This window comes from Providencia sp. R33, assembly GCF_019343475.1.
In the GTDB taxonomy this organism is placed as follows: domain Bacteria; phylum Pseudomonadota; class Gammaproteobacteria; order Enterobacterales; family Enterobacteriaceae; genus Providencia.
Map to the genome: position 1 here is coordinate 4,574,265 of NZ_CP072453.1, position 20,285 is coordinate 4,594,549.

Consider the following 20,285-nt stretch of genomic DNA (forward strand, 5'->3'; position numbering starts at 1 on the left):
AACGTTTCCTCGATTAACGTTGCTCCAGCTGTTGTGCCAGTTTTTTAGCGAGTTCTGCGAGGGTATCTGAGGCATTGCTATGAAAGTGCATGGCAATTTCCATTTCTTGTGCGGCAGGGAAACCGTCGTCTTCGGTTAAAATACGGTGCTGTGGCAACTTAGCACGCAGAGGGAGCAGGCTTATCCCTAAGCCATCGGTAATGGCGCTTTGGATACCCGCAAGACTTGAGCAAGTATAGGTAATGTGCCATGGGCGTTGCTCGTTATCTAATAACTTAAACATATCATTGCGGTATAACCCATTCTCAGGGAAAACAATGAGCGGTACAGAATCGCTATTGAGTAATTGTCGCTGATTGCTTGTTAGCCAGCACAGTGGCTCAGGCCAGCAGTAATCACTTTTGAATTCCCCTTTTTTCTGCTTCACGATGATTAAATCCAGTTCCCCATGTTGATAGCGCTGATGGAGCTGGCGGCTTAAACCGCTGGTGACTTCTAATCGTACATTTGGATTCGCCTGCATAAAAGCGGCGAGGGTGGGAGTGACTTGCCCTGATGCTAAATCTTCGGGAAAGCCAAGGCGAAGAGTGTGGATCACGGCACTACCAGTGATCTTCATAAAAAAGGTGTCGTTTAGGGCTAAGATCTTCTTTGCGTAACTTAGCAGAATTTCACCTGTTTCTGTTAAGGTTAAAATACGGTGACCTCGAACAAACAGTGGTTGCCCCACCAAGGTTTCTAACCGCTGAATTTGCTGGCTCAACGTAGATTGTGTTGAATTTAAATGTTGCGAAGCTACCGTGAAATTCCCTGTTTCGGCAACAGCAACAAAGGTGTTCAACAGCACTAAATTGAGCAATGGATTCATTTATTTAATACCTATCATTTAGTTATTTAATTTCTAAATAGCATACTTTTTGCGTAGATTAAAGAGATGAAAAGGAGATAAATCATGAAAACAACAGTGTTAGGTGTTAAGTGGTTGGTTTATTTACTGGGTATTCTTTCAATTTCATTAATATTTATGGTGAAAGGCATGGCAAAATCACAATCTGATACGCTGGTTAGCGCGGCTGAGCAAGGGGATTTACACCAAGTCCAAACGTTAATCGAGCAAGGGGCTAACATCGAACAACGGGATTTGCGCCAACGTACTCCATTAATGGCGGCTACCCATGAAAACCGTGTGGATGTGGCGCGTTACTTAATTGAGCGCGGTGCAGATGTGAATGCGAAAGACAATATGCAAGATTCACCGTACCTCTATGCTGGGGCGCGCGGGCTGCAAGATATTTTGTTGTTAACCCTGAAAAATGGGGCTGATTTAAAAAGTACCAACCGTTATGGCGGTACTGCGCTGATCCCCGCGTCAGAACGTGGCCATATCGATACCGTCAAAACCTTGATTGATGCGGGCGTAGATGTAAACCATATCAATCGCTTAGGGTGGACGGCACTGATTGAAGCGATTATTTTGGGAGATGGTAGCGACAAATACGCGCAAATTGTCACGTTGTTGATTGATGGCGGCGCTGATGTGAATTTAGCGGATGGTTCAGGAATTTCGCCTTTAACGTTAGCAAAAAGCAAAGGCTACCGTAACTTGATTGACATCCTTGAAAAGGCGGGGGCGAAATAATGTCGGATAAACAATTTTTACAGCAAGCCATTTCCCTTGCTGAAGAAAATGTACAGGCGGGTGGTCGCCCATTTGGTGCTGTTATTGTTAGCCAAGGTAAAGTGTTGGCGACAGGCGTGAACCAAATGCTTGAATTACACGACCCTACCGCACACGCGGAGTTAATGGCATTACGCCAAGCTGGGAAGGTATTAAAGCGCGTTAAACTGGAAGACTGCATTGTCTATGCCAGCGGGCAACCTTGCCCAATGTGCTTAGCAGCAATGCGTATGGCGGGGATTACTCGTGTGGTATATGGTTATTCAAACCAAGATGCCGAACCGTTTGGTTTATCGACAGCAGAGATTGCTAAAGCACTGCGTGTGGCGCCTGAGCAGCAATTGGGTTTTAAATTTGAACAGTTAAGGCCAAATGACGCACCGCGCTCAGCGTTGTACCAAATGTGGTGGGAACAGCAAGAATAATGGGTAAAACAGCATCGTACTCCCTCGCGTTAGTGGTCACTATTGTGTTAGTTGGGCTGAATTTACGGCCCTTTATGACAGGTCCTGGCCCTGTCATCGATAGTATTATTCATACCACAGGAATGAGTTACCAAAGTATTTCGCTTCTCACGTTATTACCTATGTTATTAATGGGGATTGGTGCATTAGTTGTGCCCATACTAAACCAACGAATAGGCGAGCGAAGTGGAATTGCTTTGGCGATGTTATTGCTATTTTTGGGTTCATTTTCCCGCTACTTTGCCGAAAATGGTCACATATTATTGTTTACCGCATTTTTGTGTGGTGCAGGTGCGGCCTATATTCAAGCGGTTTTCCCCGGTTTTATTAAAACGCATTTTCCACAAAAAATGGCCATGATGACGGGGCTCTATTCTGCAACGTTAATGGCGGGCGGCGCGATAGGGGCACAGCTAACGCCAATTTTAGAAAGCATGACAGGTCATTGGCAAAGTGCATTGGCATGGCTCGCACTACCTGCGCTGATCGCGTTAATTGCTATCCTATTAAATATTCGCACGATGAATAGAACTAGTGTTGGTCATATTTCTGTATTAGCGTTCTTTAAAAAACCACGGGCTTGGTTATTGATGGCTGGGTTTGGGTTAATCAATGCGGGTTATGGAACTGTCGTAACGTGGTTAGCACCTTTTTTCCAAGAGCAGGGGATGAGTGCTGCACAAAGTGGCTCTTTTGTTGCTATGCTGACGGTGTTTCAAGCCTTGTCAGCACTGATGATCCCTGTATTCGCCTCCCATAATATCGACCGTCGTTTCTGGCTTATTGCGACGTTAAGTTGCCAAGCTATCGGGTTTATTGGGTTAATGTTGTTTGCCCGCGATATGCCTTATTTATGGATCGCATTATTAGGCGTTGGGTTAGGTGGCTGCTTTGCACTGAGTATTATTACGGCACTGGACCATATTCCTCATCCTGTTAGTGCGGGGGCATTAACCGCATTAATGCAAGCGGGCGGGTTTATTATCGCCGCATTTGGCCCATTGTTAGCGGCCTGGTTACACCAATTAAGCCAAAGTTTTATCTGGGTGTGGGGGATGCACGTTATCTTTGTTGTAGTGACATTGCTGCTTTATTTGCGTTTAAACCCGAAAGGATATAGCCAAATCTTCGCTTTAAAATAAAAAATCCCCTTTATTTTTATTGCGAATGATAATTATTGTTATTTTGATGTTTTTTTGCCAAGATAGCTGCATATTTGTTCACTTTACAAGAGCTACTATGTCGCAGTATATCGAAAAAGCATTCTCTCAAGCCCACTCAACACATGAAGAACACTGTGTTGGGGAGTTTATTCGCGTTCGCCGAGGGGAGTTTTTCATTAACCGCGATCTAGGGATTGAGGAAGAACAAAGTGCAGGACTAAAGATTGTGGCTATCCATCAAGGTATGATGGCATGCCACAGCAGTGCAGGGCAGCGGGTTGATGTGAACTCACCGTCGCTGATTTTATCTAGCAGTGCAAACAGCTATCAACTGAATAACCAGTTTTATAGCCAGCAGCCCATGAAATACACCATGATTGATATTTCCCCTCAATGGTTAGAGCTGCAACAACTCAAATTGCCAACATCTTGCTACCACCCTCACAAACCCAAATTAGTGCGCTTGGCGATACCGCCCAATGTGTTAGCAATGACGCACCAACTGTTTAGCCAGCCGATCCATGCGGCTGTCCGTCAGCTCTATTTAGGAGCAAAAGTCGCCGAAATTACAGCATTGTGCCTACATCATTCATTATCTCACCAAGAGAGTCATTCGTTGACCACATTGCGACAAAGGGATATTGATAATTTACATATGGCAAAAGAAATACTGATTCAGGAAATGGAGTCTCCCCCTAGTTTAGATGAATTAGCCAAGCGATTGGGGCTGAATACCCGCAAATTGACGCAAGGGTTTCGCCAGTTATTTGGTAATAGTATCTACGGCTGGTTGCAGGAATATCGGTTGGAAACCGCATTTCAATTACTGAGTTTAAATGACGCCAACATTTCAACGGTCGCCTATCAAGTGGGTTATACCCCAGCACACTTCTCGGTCGCATTTCGCAAACGTTTTGGCATGTCCCCTAATCAACTTAAAAAATAGTAAATACCTCGCCGGAAAACCATAGACAAATTCCGGCGGTCGAAAGTATCCCCTGCCATTAATTGCTAAATTGATAACAATTATCATTTAACTTTTTAAGGGTAGGAAATGCTGTCAGTGTCTAACATCAAAATATTTGGGATCCCCCGCCTAACGCCTTGTGCGCTACTGTGTGCCACTGCAAGTTGGTCTTTGATGGCATATGCTGAGCCCACAGTGCAGCCCAAGCACGATGCCATTCAAGTGACAGCATCTTCGGCGTCAGATGATGACTATATCGAGCCTGGCGTTACAACCTTAGGCAAAATGGCGCTGAAGCCACGGGAAGTCGCGCAGTCGGTGAGTGTGATAGACCGAGAGCAAATCGAGAAACAGAATCTCCAAACCCTTGATGATGTTATGCAACGTGCAACAGGGGTGACCAGTGCACCTTATGTGAAACTGACCACCGCTTATTATGTGCGGGGTTTCCAAATCGATTCATTCGAAATTGATGGCGTCCCAGCCCTGTTAGGGAATATGGCAAGCTCACCTCAAGATATGGCGGTGTATGAGCGTGTGGAAATTTTGCGGGGCTCAAATGGTTTATTGCATGGCATGGGAAACCCTGCGGCAACGGTCAATATGGTGCGTAAGCATGCCCCGAAAGAGAATATGGCAAAACTGAGCCTCAGTGTGGGCAGCTGGGATCGCTACCGTGGTGAAGTGGATGTGGGCGGCTTGCTCAATGACTCTGGTTCAGTGCGCGGGCGCTTTGTGATGGCGTGGGAAGATAAAGATTATTTCTATGATATCTCAGACCAGCAAACTCGCTTGATGTACGGCACGGTCGATATCGATATCACCCCAGACACATTATTACGTATGGGTGCTCAGTTCCAAACCATTGATTCAGTAACCAATATGGCGGGGGTACCGATGGGGAAAGATGGCAGTGATTTGCATCTTCCACGCAAAACCTATCTGGATGTGGATTGGGATCGCTTCAAATGGGATACCTCACGTAGCTTTGCGGGTATTGAGCACCAAATCAATGATGATTGGCAATATAAATTAAACGCTGAATATCAACATGTTAACGCACGTCTCTTGTACGCAGGGGCATGGGGTAACATTGACCCAGTCACTGGTGATGGCGCGATGTTGATGGGCGGGGCCTATAAATTTCGTAATGAACAAACTAGCTTAGACACCAGCGTGAATGGCAAAGTGGATGGTTGGGGCTTAAAGCATGATGTTATTGTGGGCGCGAGCTATTCCCACGCCAGTGAAAAACAATACAGTGCCAATCTTGATCCAGCATTGAATGTGCCTGTGAACGTGTATCGTTGGGATCCGCACAGTGTGCCGAAACCGAAAATTGGTGCTTATAGCTCAGCGGGTGCCACCAAAACCACTCAAAAGGGTGTGTACGGGATGAGCCGCATTAAAGTGGTGGAGCCTGTCACGGTTATTGTTGGCGCGCGTGATAGTTGGTGGGATGTCAAAACACCAACGGCGAATTTCACCGAAAATGGCCGAATTACCCCTTACGGCGGTGTGATTTGGGACTTTGCACCGCAATGGTCTTGGTACAACAGCTATTCCACCGTGTATCAACCTCAAACAGGGAAAACATGGAGCGGTAAAATGCTTAAGCCTGTTGAAGGTCAAACCTTAGAAACGGGAATTAAAGGTTCTTTACTAAATGGTAGCTTGAATTTATCGGGGGCTGTTTACCAAATCGATATCAAAAATAACCCACAAATTGACCCTGAGCACCCAACGGGCGGCTTTAATAACTATTTTATTAGTGGCGGAAAAGTGCGTAGCCAAGGCTTTGAACTTGAAGGCATTGGGTATATCACGCCATTCTGGGATTTATCCGTGGGCTATACCTATACGGACACGAAATACCGTGATGATAGCCAGCACAAAGGGGATTCTTACAATACCTTGACGCCTCGCCATATGTTGCGTGTCTGGTCAAATTATGACCTCCCTTGGGGGGAACGTAAGTGGAGCTTAGGCGGTGGTATGCAGGCACAAAGTGCCTATAGCACCAGCAATGGAAATATAACATTACGCCAAGGGGGCTACGCGATTTTCAATACGCGTCTAGGCTACCAAATTGATGAAACATGGACGGCTGCGGTGAACGTGAACAATTTATTTGACCGTCGTTACTATTCCGGGCTGTTCTCTCCACAATGGAATAACCGTTATGGCGACCCACGGAATGTGATGTTCACCTTAAAGGCTGATTTTTAATGAAATTAGCGAGTACCTTGTCAGTTATTGGGACAATCATGGGCGGTGCCGTGCTATCGATGTTGATAGCACGCTTTTACCCGTCATTAGACCCACTAAACCGATTATATGCTGCTGTTTTTCTTAGCAGCTTGGTCACTATGGGGCTATTAGTGTACAACCTAACAGCGCCGACTTGGCAGCGCGCGTTATTACGCAGCTATGGCTGGTGGCCTCTACCACTCGCGTTTATGTTAGGGGGCGTATTATGAGCCTTCGCCAACGACCTTCTTTATCTCACCGTTTAGATAGGCTGCATCGTAGTGCAGGGGCATTTTTCGGCATTTTTTTATTTATCATTTTATTTAGTGGTTGCTGGAGTTTAGGTAGTGATGCACTGCGCTTATGGTGGAATGGCGCTCCATTGTCAGGGCAAATATTACCGATGGATAGGCTAGTTGCTCTGCAGTCTGATGCAAAAATGATCCAATTGCCCCAAGGGAATAACCCTGTTATCACTTTTTGCCAAGGCATGGGGCAGTGCGCCTCCAGCTTTAGTGCCATTACAGGTAAGCCAATCGAACAAAATACCCCTGCGATGTGGTTGGTCACACTGCATAAAAACCTCTTTCTTGATTTTCCTGGGCGTATTTTTCTCAGTTTATTTGGGTTTGCGCTGGCGGTTTTGTTGATCACAGGGTGGTTCATTCAACGCAAGCGTATCGCTACGATGCTGCGTTTGCCGAGGCGAGCAAGTTTACGATTATTTTTTCATGACTTACACAGTTGGCTGGGGCTTTGGTGTTACCCGTGGCTGATTCTCTTTGCGTTGACTGGGGCGCTTTCTGGATTAGGTGCTTTGGGCACAGTCACATTGGCACAAAGAGCGGCACCCGAATCACCTCAAATAATAATGAAAAATCTGATGGGCGGGTTTGATGCAATAGAAATTCCGACTGATGTAGCTGAAAGCACGGTGGCATCCGTTATTGCGGCGTTAGGGGAAATCGCACCGTCTTTTATCCCCCAAACCGTTGGGTTCCAAGGTGAAAAGTGGATTATTGGCGGTATGCGAGAAGGGCAGCTTTCCACTGCGAATTTTGAACAATACCAATTTGATAGCGCCACAAAACAGCTTATTGGTATGCGTGATTCTTCCCAGCAAAGTGTGTGGACAAGGGCTTTTATTGCCGTTCAGCCTGTGCATTACGGGCAATACCAATGGTGGTCTCAAGGTGAAAACCTTGCCAGTACGTTGCATTTTATGGCGGGCATCGGTGCCTTGATATTAGTCTCGGCGGGGTTGGCAATGTGGTGCTGGCGGCGAGTGGAGACGCTATCAGCGCGTTTCATTGTGGGAAGCTGTGGTGGGTTGCTGCTGGCAAGTAGCCTTTTACTTGCATTGGCACCGTGGCCTTTGTTGCTGTCATCCTCTTCTTTTTTCCTATGCTGGGCTACCTGCTTGCTACTGTGTTTGCTGTATAAAAATGTACGCGCCAGTTTAGCAATGATTTGCGTGTTATCAGCCAGCCTATTATTTACCACACTTATTACTTCTTGGGTTTCCCATTCAACCCCATTTTCACGTATTGACCTCACTGTGCTGTGTAGCGCAGTAGGGCTGCTTATCAGTTTTTTCGGTTGTCAGACAATGTCATGCACAGCAAAACGTGCACGGAGTTAATATGAAAGATCTTTTACAAAATAAACAGTTAGTGTTGACGCTTGGCCTGCTTTACCTTGCCCAAGGGATCCCAATGGGGATTGCGATGGACGCATTGCCGACCTTCTTGCGCCACGATGGTGGGGAATTGAAAGTATTGGCGTTTTTACCGCTAGTGGGCTTGCCATGGGTGGTGAAATTTTTGTGGGCATCATTTGTGGACAACCATTGGGGGAAAAAGCTTGGTCGCCGAAAAAGCTGGATCATTCCCATGCAAATTATTGTCACCCTGACGATGTTTGCGCTGAGCTCGTTGGGTTTATCCGTTGAGAATGCACTCCCTTGTGTGGTGTTGCTATTTGTTGCTTCACTGGCAAGTGCAACGCAGGACATTGCAACGGATGGAATGGCAGCGGAACAAGTCAGTGGCACGATGTTGTCAAAAATTAATGCGGTTCAGATTGCGGGTGTGATGGCAGGGTTCTTTATTGGCGGAGCCGGTTTAATGATCATGAGCGAAAGTCTAGGGCAGCATATGGCATTGGGGATATTAGCCTGCGTGCCGTTACTCAGCCTATTGTTCATCTCTTTGTGCCCCTTAAAAAATACTGTGATAGAGACAGGCTCAGACGAAAAAGCGAGCTTATTCAATACGTTTAAGCGCCGTGGAGCTTCGCGTTTATTGTTGTTAACCTTATTGTCTGCGGTAACGGCGGTTTCAGGATTTGGGCTAGCGAAACTGTTTTTAAACGATGCTGGGTGGTCGTTGGCACAAATCGGCAAGATGGGGATGGCGGGGGGGATGGTCACCTTAGTGTTGGGCTGCGGCGGAGGGGCATGGTTAATTGGCAAAATTGGCGTTTGGCGTGCATTTTCGTTTGGCTTGCTGTTCGCGTTGATTTCCTCTTTATTGTGGATGTTGCAATCGTTTAATGGTGTATCCATGAGTATGGTTGCACTGTGTATCACTTTTGGCTCGTTATCTGCGGGAGTGACATCGGTAGCGATCATGACCGCTGGGATGCAATTTGCATCACAATATCACCAAGCAGGAACAGACATGACGGCGGTACAGAGTACGCGGGATATTGGTGAGCTAGTTAGCTCAATGATGTTAGTCGGGCTGACGGCAGCGGTTGGCTATTCAGGTGGTTTTATTTTAGGGGCTTCAATCGCCTTAGTGGCACTTTTTGTGACCTTTTCACATTACCGTTATGTACAACGTTTAGAAACAGAGCAAGCTTAAGAGTGTAAAATAATCGGACAGAGCAAGAGAGCCTTGCTCTGTTTTTGTGCCTTATTTGCCCTTAGATTTTTTCTGTTTGTTTTTAATTTCATTGTTAGCTTTGTCTACTGCTTTATTGAAGTAGCTATCTAAATAATTTTGGTTGGTTAAGAAAAATAGCAAACAACTGCCAACAATCACTAGCCAGATTAACTGGAATTTAATGGTTTCTTCAAAGCCAAACAATAACATCAATGGGATCATAACAATCATGCTGATAAAAACAGAGCAAAACAAAGAGCCCGCTACATAGCCTGACAATTTTTTTAGCCCCAACACATTGAGAATAATTAAGCTGACAATAGAAGCAAACAGAGTGCCAAATGTGGCAAACATGATAATAATTCCCGCCTCTTGATCTAATAACCAATCGGTAAAACCCAGCCAAGAAAAAGGGATGCTAATCATGATGTAGACTCCTGTTGGCCATACAGCAAAGGGATATCCTTAAAGCGAAATAACACAGCAAAAATCAGGTTTGGAAACACATGAATATCCGTATTGTAGAGCGTGACGGTTTGGTTAAAGAATTCACGGCGGTCAGCTATTTGGTCTTCAACGAGTTTTGCTTGTTTTTGCAATTCTAATAGTGCCGATTTACTGATGAGCTGTGGGTACTTTTCTGCGATGGCAATTAATGGCTTCATTTTAGGGGCAATGTGATTTGCTGTATCGACTTTGCTTTCTATTTTTGTACTGTCTAAATAGCGCTGTCGGCTCTGAATCAATTCACTAAATAGCTGTTTTTCGTGCGCCATGGCTTGGTCTGCAACTTGGGTCAGCACAGGCAATAATTCCACCTGTTTTTTTAATAACACATCAATATTGGCAAATGCTTTATAGCAGTTATTTTTTAAAAAAATAATGTTGTTATAGGTGTTCACCAAATAACGTAAAAAAATAAAAGCAACAATCCCGATGATTAGAAAGAAAATAATTTTTTCCATATTAGTCATCACCTAGCCATGAAATTTGGTCGAAATGCATACGTAATTGACCATTTTGGTAATCCATTGGCGTGATAATAATCGTCCCAATCAGTAAAAGTGCAGCAATAACGGTGAGTGTCAAATTACGGCGCAAAGGCCGTGCTTTGTTCCAACTGACCACAAAATCTGATGGGGAAACACCCAGTAATAAATGCGGTGCTTTGCGAATAATAATGGGTTTACCATTTTCATCCGAATCGGCGGTGCCGATTAATAAATAATTAGTTTTTGGCTCTAAAATATATTCAGTATATCGGCGGTTACCACTTTCCATATCTGCATGGGGTGATAAACCTGGATAGACAAAATAATCAGGATCACATTCAACATTGATTGAGCCAGTATCATCGGTCAACGTAAAGTGATGCATACGTTTTTTGCTGTTTTGTAGCGTATAACTTTTTTTGCCATCTTTATCTTTGGAAACGGAATATTCAAAATAAAATGAGCCATAGCAGCTTTTATTCCCCAATTCACTTTTGATTTCCGTACCCGCAGTGATCTTCCCTTCAACTTCCACTAACCCCATGGCAACGGAACGTATTTTTGAGGTGGCTAAGTTCTTTTGGAATTTTAAAAAGCGTTTGGTGGGTGTGTTTTCAATAAATTTAAAAACAAAGGTGAGGACAAATGCGAGGAAAAAGATGCGCATGTCAATAAAAAAGCCGGCCATTAAACAGGTGGCCAATAATGTTCCCACAACAACTTTAACAAATGCCGCAAATTTCGATGAGCCTTCATTTTGCATTCGTTGGTAGGCTTGAATACCCGATTCCGTGATCCTAACTAAATGACGAGAAACAAAAAAGGTAATCACCATCACAACAACGTAATACAGGATACTCGGGTAATCCCCCTGAGTCGGGGAAATAGATACCCACATACCAAAGGCCATACTAAAAAAGGGAATGATGCCCCAAGTGATTTTTTTATTTATCGAAAATTGCTTATCAAGAAATAAAATTAACGCACCGACTGTGGCACCTAGTAAAAAATACATTTTTGTTCACCCAGTGAAGGCTATTTGAATTGAACACCATGGTATTGTTTTTCGTCATCTGCAATTTCCAATAAGGGTAATTGCGTAAAACGAAACGCATTGGCAATAATGCTGTCAGGGAACATTTGGATTGCCGTATTGTATTCGGTTGTTGCGTCATTAAAGCCTTCACGGCGTTGAGCTATTTTATTTTCCACATCACTTAAGGTGACTTGTAATTGGGTAAATTGTTCACCTGAAATCAGCGTTGGGTAATTTTCTGCAATCGCGATAATACTGCGCAGAGCACTGCCCATCTCATTCGATGCAGCAATTTTTTCATTTAACCCTTTGGCATTAAAATAGCTTTGGCGTGCATCACTTAATGAAGTAAATAATGTTTTTTCATGCTCCATCGCTTTTTCAGTGATGGTGACAAGTTGCGGGATCTGGTCTGCACGCTGCTTTAAAATGACATCGATATTTGCAAATTGGTTGCTGACTTGGTTACGTGTACTGATTAGGCGGTTATAGATCGAAATTCCCCAGCCCACTAAAAGTAATAGCGCAATAAATACCACGATAAGGGTGATTGTCATATTCGAGCCTTTTAACCAGAAAATGGTGCGAGTTTAGGATTTGAGCTTAAACGTATAAGAGGGTGATAAATTATGCAATCAGAAAAGGGATAAATTGCGGGAGTTGAGAGGTGATATACATAGCTAACACCTAAACTAGAGTGATGCTAGCTATGCATATTTAAAAGGCATTAAAAGAACTGATCTACAGTGACATCTATTTCGGTATAATTTTGTTCAAGGAAATAGTTTAAATCGCATTGTAGAATATTGGCGAATATGCAAAGTCGGCGAATAGTGAAGTTTTGCACACCTCGCTCGTAACGCGATATTTGTTGTTGGCTTAACCCTGATTGTTTACCTAAATTGTCGCCTGTTAAGCCCATTTGTAAACGACGCTTGCGCATTTTTTGCCCAATATAAGAATTTGAGATGTCTGCATGATATTTTTTCATAATATAACTCTAATAAAATAATAATGAATCGAATCCGCGAGAGATAGCAGGTGTATACTCAATTACCCCTCAAGGCTTATTAATTCGATATCATTATTGGAATAAATATTATTATCTCCATTAAATAAAGCTATCCCTACAATAAATACACTAAGCCCAATAATTGATATCATAATGCTAAATAACTTGGATAAATTCTTGTTAATATAAAATAATGATTGTTCTTTTAATGAAAATGCTGAGTCTGAAAAAGATAAAAATAATATAATAGTCCCCCAGTGTAATACCGATAAAAGAAACGGGTATTCGACATTATTGTGAATGACAATTGGTGTTATTGAAATTATCATTGCTAATGAGTATCCATTACCGTTTTTTTTGTATTTAATAAAAGACTGGAAAATAATGTAAATGCTCCCTGTTATCAGCAGTGCCATAAAAACTAAGTTAATATTGCTACCTTTCATAATCCAAAGGAAAATTTCATTATGAGAATGTGGAACAATATACTGTTCCGAACTTAACAATGGAAGTTGTGTTCTGCCATAGCCATCCTTAGGGATTAACGATGGATCCCATATATCATCAGGTTGCTCTAAAAAAAGAGTAATTGAAAACCGTAGCATCTGTTTTAAATGAAACTGATTAATTGCTTCAGCATTGATAAACTGTGGGCAGAGTTTAATAAGGTAAATGCCAATAAACACAGCTATAGCCATAATAAAGTAACTTGCAATCACTCTTAATTGATTTTTTTTGTAGAAAAGACAAAAAAATATAAAAATGGCAACAATAAAACTTAACCATGTTGTCACAGATTGCAACGTTACGAGTGTTAAAGTAAATAAAAATATTGCGCAACCTAAAGCAATCGCCCTTATATTTTCATACTTGGAATTTAATAAGGTAAATTGCGATAAAATAAGCGTCATCATAGCTAGTAAGCATGATGCAGCTACACTTACTGACAATATATTAATTTGCTGTGATAAACCCTTTGACCGCATATCCGTTGCGAAATAAAAAATATCTGGTTGAGTAAAAAATTGGTAACCTGTCAAACACACCTGAATAGCTGAAAATGCAATATTACAATAAATACAAAATGATTGTACCCGCCATCTATCTTTTATTTGTAGCCCAGTGATATAAAACAAGACGCCAATGGTAATGCCAGACCAATACCAAAAAATCAAATCGCTATTTATGTCTGCTGAATAAGCAAGCCCTATGGCTAAAAAAATTAGCGCAATAAAAAAGCAAATTGCAGGTACGGTAATAACAATTTTATTTTTTCGATAAAATACCGTAAATGAAACAATCGAAATCAACATGGCAATAGCAAGCCAACTAATGATATTTTGGGGAAGTGATTGACGTAAACTTCCTAAGCTATCAATGTAAATTAGGCTGGCTAAATGCCAAATAATAAATATACCAATAAATAATGAGCGAGATATCATAATCATAGTGCAATTACCGCTACATTAAATAAAGGTCGCGATTAACCAAGCATTACCCTTGTAGTCCCCTGGTTCTGCATCTGAACCTGAAAGTTTGCTTTCAATACGAATGTTTTTGACTTTGTCTATTGTTGTTTCAATGGTTTTACCACTTTGGTTGGTTTGCTCATCAAACAACGTGACATCAGAGTAAATCGTGTTATTGCCTGATTTTAGTGGGACGCGTTTTTCTGGGTCAGTGTCAGTGGCATAATCTAATTTTAATTTTACTTTAACGGGCTGAACACGTTCACAGGTGTAAGTCACAGTACGTGTTTCCTTACTATTAAATTCATAGGCATCCAGTGTTTTATGGTCAATATTGAGATTATCAATATTCGAACGGCAATTGGAGGGATAATTTACCACCGATGTCGTGAGGTCTAGTTTCACACTGGACTTATCAGCTGGGACGTAAAGAGTTGGAGTCCCTGTGTCTTGGAATAAACGGGTATAACCTGCAATCATCGCATCAGGGATAACAATTTTGCCATCGACAGGAATATCTTTAACATAAATTCTCACTTCAAACGGAAAATGCACAGTAAAGAAAGAAGTATCTAATGGCCCCATTTCTTCATTGGAACACCCGCGCCCTGAAATATTTCGCCACCCGCTAGTGATACCGTTATCAGAATAAAGGGTAAAAAAAGTATTTGAGTTGATTTTATAGGCCGTTAACCCTTTAAGTGAAAACCCGGCTTCTGGCATATAAGCAAATACACGGTGATAAGCATAACTCCAAGGGAGTCCTGCACTGTAATTTCCTTCGAGATAGTTAACTGTGCATTTAACCTGCCCAAAAGGCTGTGAGCTGGTTTCATCAATAACAATTCCTGTTTTATTGGCAGGGGCAATTAGATAATATTTATTATTATCTGTGCCAATTGTTGGGGTACTCGCAACAACCGAATTGTTTGAAACTAAATTCATTTTATAACCACCGCCAGCACCCGCGTAGCGGGTGGCCTGCGCATGTAAGCTGCTTAAACATAGCGGTAATAATAAAAGCAATTGCGAATAAATTTTTAACATTTTCATACGGTTTCCCACTATTACAGGTAATCAACCATCACCGATAAGGCCGCGCTAAATGGCCCAGCGGTCAGGTTTTCTAAGGCTTGGTTAGTCACCAGTTGCGACTGAATAACGATTTTCCCTGTATCTCCACTGACAGTGGGGGCGATCCTTTCCCATTTGTTCAAGTTCAACGCCGTGCTTTTATTTTCTTCTGAAAAGCGAATACCTAACCCATTAATTGAGGTAGCCAGTACCGTTTCGTTATTGACGGTCAGGGTATTGCCTTCCTTTGGTGAAAGATAAATCTGCAAATTTTTACGCAGCTCACATTGCTTAATCAAAATACCAAACGATTGTTTTTCTTCCGTTAATCTATCTAAAGCGACTTCTCGAAAGTTAATAAATAACTCTTTTTCACCATTTTCGGTGGTTAACACGCACGGTGGCCGCACTAACTTGGCAGACAGTGACAGCAATATATCGGCTTGAGTACCAAAGGAAATTAATAGCCCCATGAAAGGGAAGACAAAACGTGCCAGTTTCATTTTCATTCTCCTTATTGATAATCAAGGTTGAACGTCACGGTCGAGGCAAACCCGCCAGTTTTTAAACGTGCATTAAAGGGTTTTTGCGCATACACCCCAAATGACAGGGTGTTAATTGACCCCTTTCCTGATTCAGTGACGGTACTGACATCTATTTTTGTATTTAGGTCGAGCTCTTTGCCATTACTGTCGGTCAGCGCTAATAACACATTGGATTCACCGGTTGTTTTTAGGTAGTGAATACCATTGTGTACTTCGGTATTTTGGGTGTTTAAGGTGATTTTGATGGTTTTATTTAATGCCATCGTTGAACAGTCCACGATATCCAGTTTAAAAGGCTGCATGTCAGAGCGCCCCAATGTTTCGAGGGATGAAAAACGCAGCCCAGACAAGTAAATTTTCTTCTGGGTGTCATCATCACTGAGGCGACAACCCAACGGCACGAGTACCCCTTCAAAATACACTGTGAGGCTGTTGGCAAAAGTGTTATTCGCCGTAAGGAATAAAAGGCTAAATAAAAAGATTACGCATCTAGTCATAATTTATTTCCAAACGTTGAGCCACCTTATTGGCAGGAAGCGATAATACGAAGGCGTTATTTCTCTGGGGCTGTGAGAACACATACTTTTGCGTGCCTAACTTCAAGGTAAAAGGGACCCAAGCGTGCTGTTGTGTTGATAGACGACAATGGGAAAAATTTATTTCCAATTGATAGGTCTGTGCAAGCAAAGTGCTTTCATTTAATTTCAATGAAATCACAGGCTGACAAGGAGCAGTGACAATACGCGCGTTGACATAGACGGTGCCTGTAGTGACAGGCGCAGTGGATTTTGCAAACGAGGGAATTGCAAAGGCCCATAGCGCTAAGTAACCTAATTTCATTGTCCTGCTCCTTTCTATTTTTGACACATTATTCCGTGACACTGCACTGTGACGCTTGGCACTTGAATGCCAGTGATGGCTTTCCGCCATAATCATTAATATAGGTCAGGTAAGGGGTTGAAAATTTTGCCGATTTAATGATTTGGTTTGATTTTGGTGGCACCATGATGGCTTCAAAATCACTCTCTTCCGATTGCTTTTGGCTGTTGCCAATCCCAATCACCGTGATATAAAACGGTGTTGAATTATTCAACGTGTAGCCCGTAGCCGTAGGTGTTAGCGTGATATGTTTCGGCCAATCTGTTTTACTTTGCGCCACAATGCTTTCAGGGCGATAAAACAGCTTTACGCGGCTTTGTAATGCAATCTGCAACACGCCCGCTTCAGATGATTTCGGCGGAATTTCGCGCAGGTTGTAATAAAACAGCGATTCTCGGTCTTGGGGTAATTTTGCTACGTCAGGTGCGGTACTTAAGCGCACTAAACTGGTGGATTTGGGCTCCATACGCTGGATAGGTGGCGTGGCAATAATCGGGCCCGTTTCGAGTTTTTGCTCAGATGCATTTTCTAACCATGATTGTGCCAAATAAGGTAATTCAGGGTTGTCATTGCGGATGGTAATGTTGATAGAAGACTGATTACCATCAAAAATAATACGCGTACGGTCAAGCGTGACAGCGGCGTGAGCAGTGCTCAAGACACTTACCGTGAGCGTAAATGCTGTAGTCAAATATAAAAAAGGGCGGTTCAATTTCATCTTAGTTCTCTTCTTAACGACAAATGATTGTGGGGTAAACGTCCTGAGGGTTAATGACGTCAGGAACGTGTGCACTGCACTGAAGTTTATTTCCCCAATAGATATTTAATAATTCTTTGGCTCGAATGCCGACAATCCACGTAATGCCTTGCTCACCGACAATGCCGAGCTCAATATTGTTGCTATTACGCACGCTGGCCCCAAATGGGGGGTAGCTGTTATCCGCGAGTTTTAAGCGCGCAAAAGTTTTTTCACCTTGAATCACATTCAGGCTACGATAGCCAATGGCACCGCGAGTTAACGTGGCATCTGCGACGGTCTCTAATGCTTCCACATCTTTTGGTAACTTACTGGTATTAATCGATGCGCTGGTTTTTCGGTAACTGCTCACATTCGGTAAGACCGCAAGGCCAAAGTGATTCGTTTGATACACCCCACCACTGAGCGGTACATTCGCGGCGCCCGGCGTTTCGACGACGAGGCGTGTGCCTCCATAGGCTGCTTGGTGCATGGCGATCCCTTCTTTAATTAAGGTGAACCCGCCATTAATTGAGCCCCCCACGCTGTGGTATTCATTGGGCACATAGCTGGCATTCCCTGAAATAGAGGCATATGGGAGGTTTTGACTTAAATAGCCGCTGAAGCTGGTTTGGTCATCTTGGTTGCTCCCAGTTTGGTAGCCCACATTCAGGTTATAGCTACGCTGATCGCTGTACCCGCTGTAGCCCACATTGTGGGTTGAGCTATGTTTCCCATTTTGATCCCGCGTGTAGCCCTCCGAAAAGCTAAAGCTGCTGCCTTGGGATAAGGGAATGGTAAAATATAGGCTGATGGCATCATCTTGGTAGCCTGCTCTTTTTGAACGAGTTGCCGATGCAGTGAGGTTAATATTTTTCAGTCCCACCGCCGCCCAATTCAACAGGGTGCTCAGATATAAACTGTACTGTTCTTCAGTTTCACTATTCCAATAGGTGTTGTATTGGTAGTTGCCACCCAGCGAGAAATCATCAAAATATTTGTTGATGTTGACTTGGTAGCTTTCTTTTTGTGCTTGGGTTTCATTGCCTGTTCGGCGCTCATCCAAGGTTTGCTGCAAGGAGCGGTAGGTTTCATCCGAGAAACGGTACCCTGCGAACGTAATATCTGTTCTGGCTTCGTCAAACGATTTGGAATAGCTGAGACGGTAGCTTCGCCCAGTTAATGTTTTATCAATTAACTGTGCATGTGACTGCGTGGCGTCAAAGGAAAGGCTGCCGAACCTAAACAAGTCACGGCCAAAACCTGCCGAAAAGGCTTGGTAATTTTTTGATAAAACCGACCCGCCATAGACAGACCACAGGTTATTTAACCCATAGGACAACTCGCCTGACGCGGTTAAATCCCCTTCAAGCTCTCGGCCATTAAAACGTGGTTTCCCTGCGGCAAATTTATAGCGAATTTGCCCCGGCCTTGTTAAGTAAGGTAACGCGGCCGTGGTAATACTAAACTGTTGTTCTTCACCGTTTTCTTCACGCACCGTGACATCTAGCGTCCCACGAATGGAGCTATCGAGTGTTTGGATACGAAACGGCCCCGCAGGCACGGTAGTTTCTAACACGATACGGTTATGGCTTTTGACAATCACCGTCGCATTAGTCTGGGCGATACCAATAATTTCAGGGGCATACCCTGTTAATTTTGGCGGCATCATATTTTCATCGGTTTCAAGGGAAATACCGGTGTACTGCCAAGAGTCAAAAATAGCGGAGTAAAAGTAGTTTTCACCCAGCGTTAAAATAGACGCGATGGATTTAATTGAGCGATACGCAAATACTCGGCTAAAGGCGACATCGCTGTATTGGTTCTCAAAGCTCCCCGTGGATTTACGGTAGTTAGCTTGGTAATCACCCCGTAAGCGCCATGCACCTATATTCAGCCCCGTAGTTCCGTTGGCTGAAAGATACGACTCACGTGAGCCTGAATTTCTGCGCGTTAAAGAACCCGTTAGGTTGTAATCCAATAAAAAGCCATTAACCCCTTCTTCCCAACGGGAAGGGGGCACCCAACTCGGGTCGGTGTATTCCAAATAACTTTGTGGAATTAAAATGGAGAGCGTGAGCGTGGATAAATCCACATTTAAGGATGCGCCTTCAAGTGCGGATAAATCCAAGCATTTCCCATCATCACGGTATTGGACTAACTTGATGGCATCCGATGTTAGTCCTAAACGATCCAGAATATTGGAAGGAACACAAACCGTACTGAATAAGTGACTTTGTTGGGATTGTGGTGCGACCACCGTAATATCTTGCGCACTGCCCACACTCTCATTATTCACTTTGACTGTTAAATGGTAAGTGCCAGGCATAATAAATCCGGCCTGAGAAAACTGGCTAAAATCAATATTCTGTGTGTCTTCGGTATCTAGCATATCCGTATTAAATTCGACCGCATAGGCGATTGACGAAATAGACGATAAAAAAGACGTTACAATAATGTAGGAATAAATATTAAGTTTAACCATGATTTTTTCATCAAATTAATTATGAGTGTATTTATTAATCGTAAGTAACGTTGAATTTAATAGTGGTAAAATAATCCCCAGGTGTAATTTCATTATTACTTGTGCCTAGTTCTGTTTCATATTTCAAATAACTTTCTTTACTTTTATGATCGAAATAAATATAGTTATCGGATATGGAATAGAGTTTATTTGGCATTAATAAGTTGTCATTGCTATCGTAAATATATAAAACAACACCGGGATTAGGGCCTGAAAGTTTTATGGCGTTGCTGTATAGATCTTGCGGGGCAAAGAAGCGAATTTTAATTCCTTTGTGGTTATTATTGTCATATTCGCTGATGCAGTTATTCAATTTTATATAAAAGGGTTTTCGTGCTATTTTTCTATCTTCTATTTCATTAATACTAAAGTTAGAGATATAGTCATAATTGATATATTGATATTGGCTGTCTGTTTCAATAGAGCAGGGCGCCGCAACAATATAACCTTGCATGACTGCCTCACCACGAAGCCCATCTTGCACATGCCCCACGTTAGAATTTGTTGCATAGGAGCTTAGAGGACTCAATAATAATGCCGTCCAAAAATAAATATATTTTTTCATAATGAACCTTTTTATAGGGAGGAATAACCCTCCCTTTAAAAAT

Annotated in this window: 22 protein-coding genes; 8 read left to right on the forward strand and 14 right to left on the reverse strand. The window is 42.8% G+C overall.

Features of this window, described 5'->3' with window-relative positions:
• Positions 1-13 precede the first annotated feature (13 nt).
• Positions 14-868: a LysR substrate-binding domain-containing protein gene (locus J6836_RS21195; RefSeq protein WP_219245786.1), complete on the reverse strand. Its 855-nt coding sequence runs from the start codon at positions 866-868 to the stop codon at positions 14-16.
• A gap of 84 nt (positions 869-952) precedes the next feature.
• Between J6836_RS21195 and J6836_RS21200 the strand changes: the two genes are divergently transcribed.
• From J6836_RS21200 to J6836_RS21235, 8 genes are all read left to right on the forward strand, one after another.
• Positions 953-1,639, forward strand: coding sequence for an ankyrin repeat domain-containing protein (locus J6836_RS21200; protein ID WP_219245787.1), 687 nt, complete (start codon positions 953-955; stop codon positions 1,637-1,639).
• Positions 1,639-2,103, forward strand: coding sequence for a nucleoside deaminase (locus tag J6836_RS21205; protein WP_219245788.1), 465 nt, complete (start codon positions 1,639-1,641; stop codon positions 2,101-2,103). Before J6836_RS21200 ends, J6836_RS21205 begins: the two co-directional genes overlap by 1 nt.
• Positions 2,103-3,284, forward strand: a complete 1,182-nt coding sequence (locus tag J6836_RS21210) for a cyanate transporter (protein WP_219245789.1) — start codon at positions 2,103-2,105, stop codon at positions 3,282-3,284. Before J6836_RS21205 ends, J6836_RS21210 begins: the two co-directional genes overlap by 1 nt.
• Before the next feature lie 97 nt (positions 3,285-3,381).
• Positions 3,382-4,251: a helix-turn-helix transcriptional regulator gene (locus J6836_RS21215; RefSeq protein ID WP_219245790.1), complete on the forward strand. Its 870-nt coding sequence runs from the start codon at positions 3,382-3,384 to the stop codon at positions 4,249-4,251.
• A gap of 108 nt (positions 4,252-4,359) precedes the next feature.
• Positions 4,360-6,501 (forward strand): TonB-dependent siderophore receptor, encoded by a 2,142-nt coding sequence (locus J6836_RS21220; RefSeq protein ID WP_219245791.1) that lies wholly within the window; start codon positions 4,360-4,362, stop codon positions 6,499-6,501.
• Positions 6,501-6,752, forward strand: coding sequence for a hypothetical protein (locus J6836_RS21225; protein ID WP_219245792.1), 252 nt, complete (start codon positions 6,501-6,503; stop codon positions 6,750-6,752). Before J6836_RS21220 ends, J6836_RS21225 begins: the two co-directional genes overlap by 1 nt.
• The gene (locus tag J6836_RS21230; protein WP_219245793.1) at positions 6,749-8,164 is read left to right on the forward strand and encodes a PepSY-associated TM helix domain-containing protein; all 1,416 of its coding nucleotides are present in this window, start codon (positions 6,749-6,751) and stop codon (positions 8,162-8,164) included. The genes J6836_RS21225 and J6836_RS21230 overlap by 4 nt, the downstream gene beginning before the upstream one ends.
• Position 8,165: 1 nt before the next feature.
• Complete coding sequence (locus tag J6836_RS21235; protein ID WP_219245794.1) at positions 8,166-9,389, forward strand: RhtX/FptX family siderophore transporter; 1,224 nt, start codon at positions 8,166-8,168, stop codon at positions 9,387-9,389.
• Between the two features lie 51 nt (positions 9,390-9,440).
• Here the strand turns inward: J6836_RS21235 and J6836_RS21240 are convergent, their stop codons facing one another.
• From J6836_RS21240 to J6836_RS21300, 13 genes are all read right to left on the reverse strand, one after another.
• The gene (locus J6836_RS21240) at positions 9,441-9,836 is read right to left on the reverse strand and encodes a hypothetical protein (RefSeq protein ID WP_219245795.1); all 396 of its coding nucleotides are present in this window, start codon (positions 9,834-9,836) and stop codon (positions 9,441-9,443) included.
• Positions 9,833-10,375 (reverse strand): LemA family protein, encoded by a 543-nt coding sequence (locus J6836_RS21245; RefSeq protein ID WP_219245796.1) that lies wholly within the window; start codon positions 10,373-10,375, stop codon positions 9,833-9,835. The genes J6836_RS21240 and J6836_RS21245 overlap by 4 nt, the downstream gene beginning before the upstream one ends.
• 1 nt (position 10,376) lies before the next feature.
• Positions 10,377-11,417 (reverse strand): E3 ubiquitin ligase family protein, encoded by a 1,041-nt coding sequence (locus J6836_RS21250; RefSeq protein ID WP_219245797.1) that lies wholly within the window; start codon positions 11,415-11,417, stop codon positions 10,377-10,379.
• A 20-nt stretch (positions 11,418-11,437) separates the two neighbouring features.
• Complete coding sequence (locus J6836_RS21255; RefSeq protein WP_219245798.1) at positions 11,438-11,995, reverse strand: LemA family protein; 558 nt, start codon at positions 11,993-11,995, stop codon at positions 11,438-11,440.
• Positions 11,996-12,165: 170 nt separating this feature from the next.
• On the reverse strand, positions 12,166-12,429 hold the full coding sequence (locus J6836_RS21260; RefSeq protein WP_219245799.1) for a helix-turn-helix domain-containing protein: 264 nt from the start codon (positions 12,427-12,429) through the stop codon (positions 12,166-12,168).
• Positions 12,430-12,491: 62 nt separating this feature from the next.
• Positions 12,492-13,898: an O-antigen ligase domain-containing protein gene (locus J6836_RS21265; protein WP_219245800.1), complete on the reverse strand. Its 1,407-nt coding sequence runs from the start codon at positions 13,896-13,898 to the stop codon at positions 12,492-12,494.
• An 18-nt stretch (positions 13,899-13,916) separates the two neighbouring features.
• The gene (locus tag J6836_RS21270) at positions 13,917-14,972 is read right to left on the reverse strand and encodes an MrpH family fimbial adhesin (RefSeq protein WP_219245801.1); all 1,056 of its coding nucleotides are present in this window, start codon (positions 14,970-14,972) and stop codon (positions 13,917-13,919) included.
• A 14-nt stretch (positions 14,973-14,986) separates the two neighbouring features.
• A complete protein-coding gene (locus tag J6836_RS21275; protein WP_219245802.1) occupies positions 14,987-15,496 on the reverse strand; it encodes a fimbrial protein in 510 nt (169 codons plus the stop codon).
• An 11-nt stretch (positions 15,497-15,507) separates the two neighbouring features.
• Entirely contained in the window at positions 15,508-16,035 is a 528-nt protein-coding gene (locus J6836_RS21280; protein WP_219245803.1) for a fimbrial protein, read from the reverse strand.
• Complete coding sequence (locus J6836_RS21285) at positions 16,028-16,378, reverse strand: hypothetical protein (protein WP_219245804.1); 351 nt, start codon at positions 16,376-16,378, stop codon at positions 16,028-16,030. Before J6836_RS21285 ends, J6836_RS21280 begins: the two co-directional genes overlap by 8 nt.
• A gap of 28 nt (positions 16,379-16,406) precedes the next feature.
• Positions 16,407-17,135, reverse strand: coding sequence for a fimbrial biogenesis chaperone (locus tag J6836_RS21290; protein WP_219245805.1), 729 nt, complete (start codon positions 17,133-17,135; stop codon positions 16,407-16,409).
• Positions 17,136-17,148: 13 nt separating this feature from the next.
• Positions 17,149-19,638 carry a fimbria/pilus outer membrane usher protein gene (locus tag J6836_RS21295; RefSeq protein ID WP_219245806.1) on the reverse strand — a complete coding sequence of 830 codons (2,490 nt, stop codon included), beginning with the start codon at positions 19,636-19,638 and terminating at the stop codon, positions 17,149-17,151.
• Positions 19,639-19,672: 34 nt separating this feature from the next.
• Positions 19,673-20,242, reverse strand: coding sequence for a fimbrial protein (locus tag J6836_RS21300; RefSeq protein WP_219245807.1), 570 nt, complete (start codon positions 20,240-20,242; stop codon positions 19,673-19,675).
• Positions 20,243-20,285 lie beyond the last annotated feature (43 nt).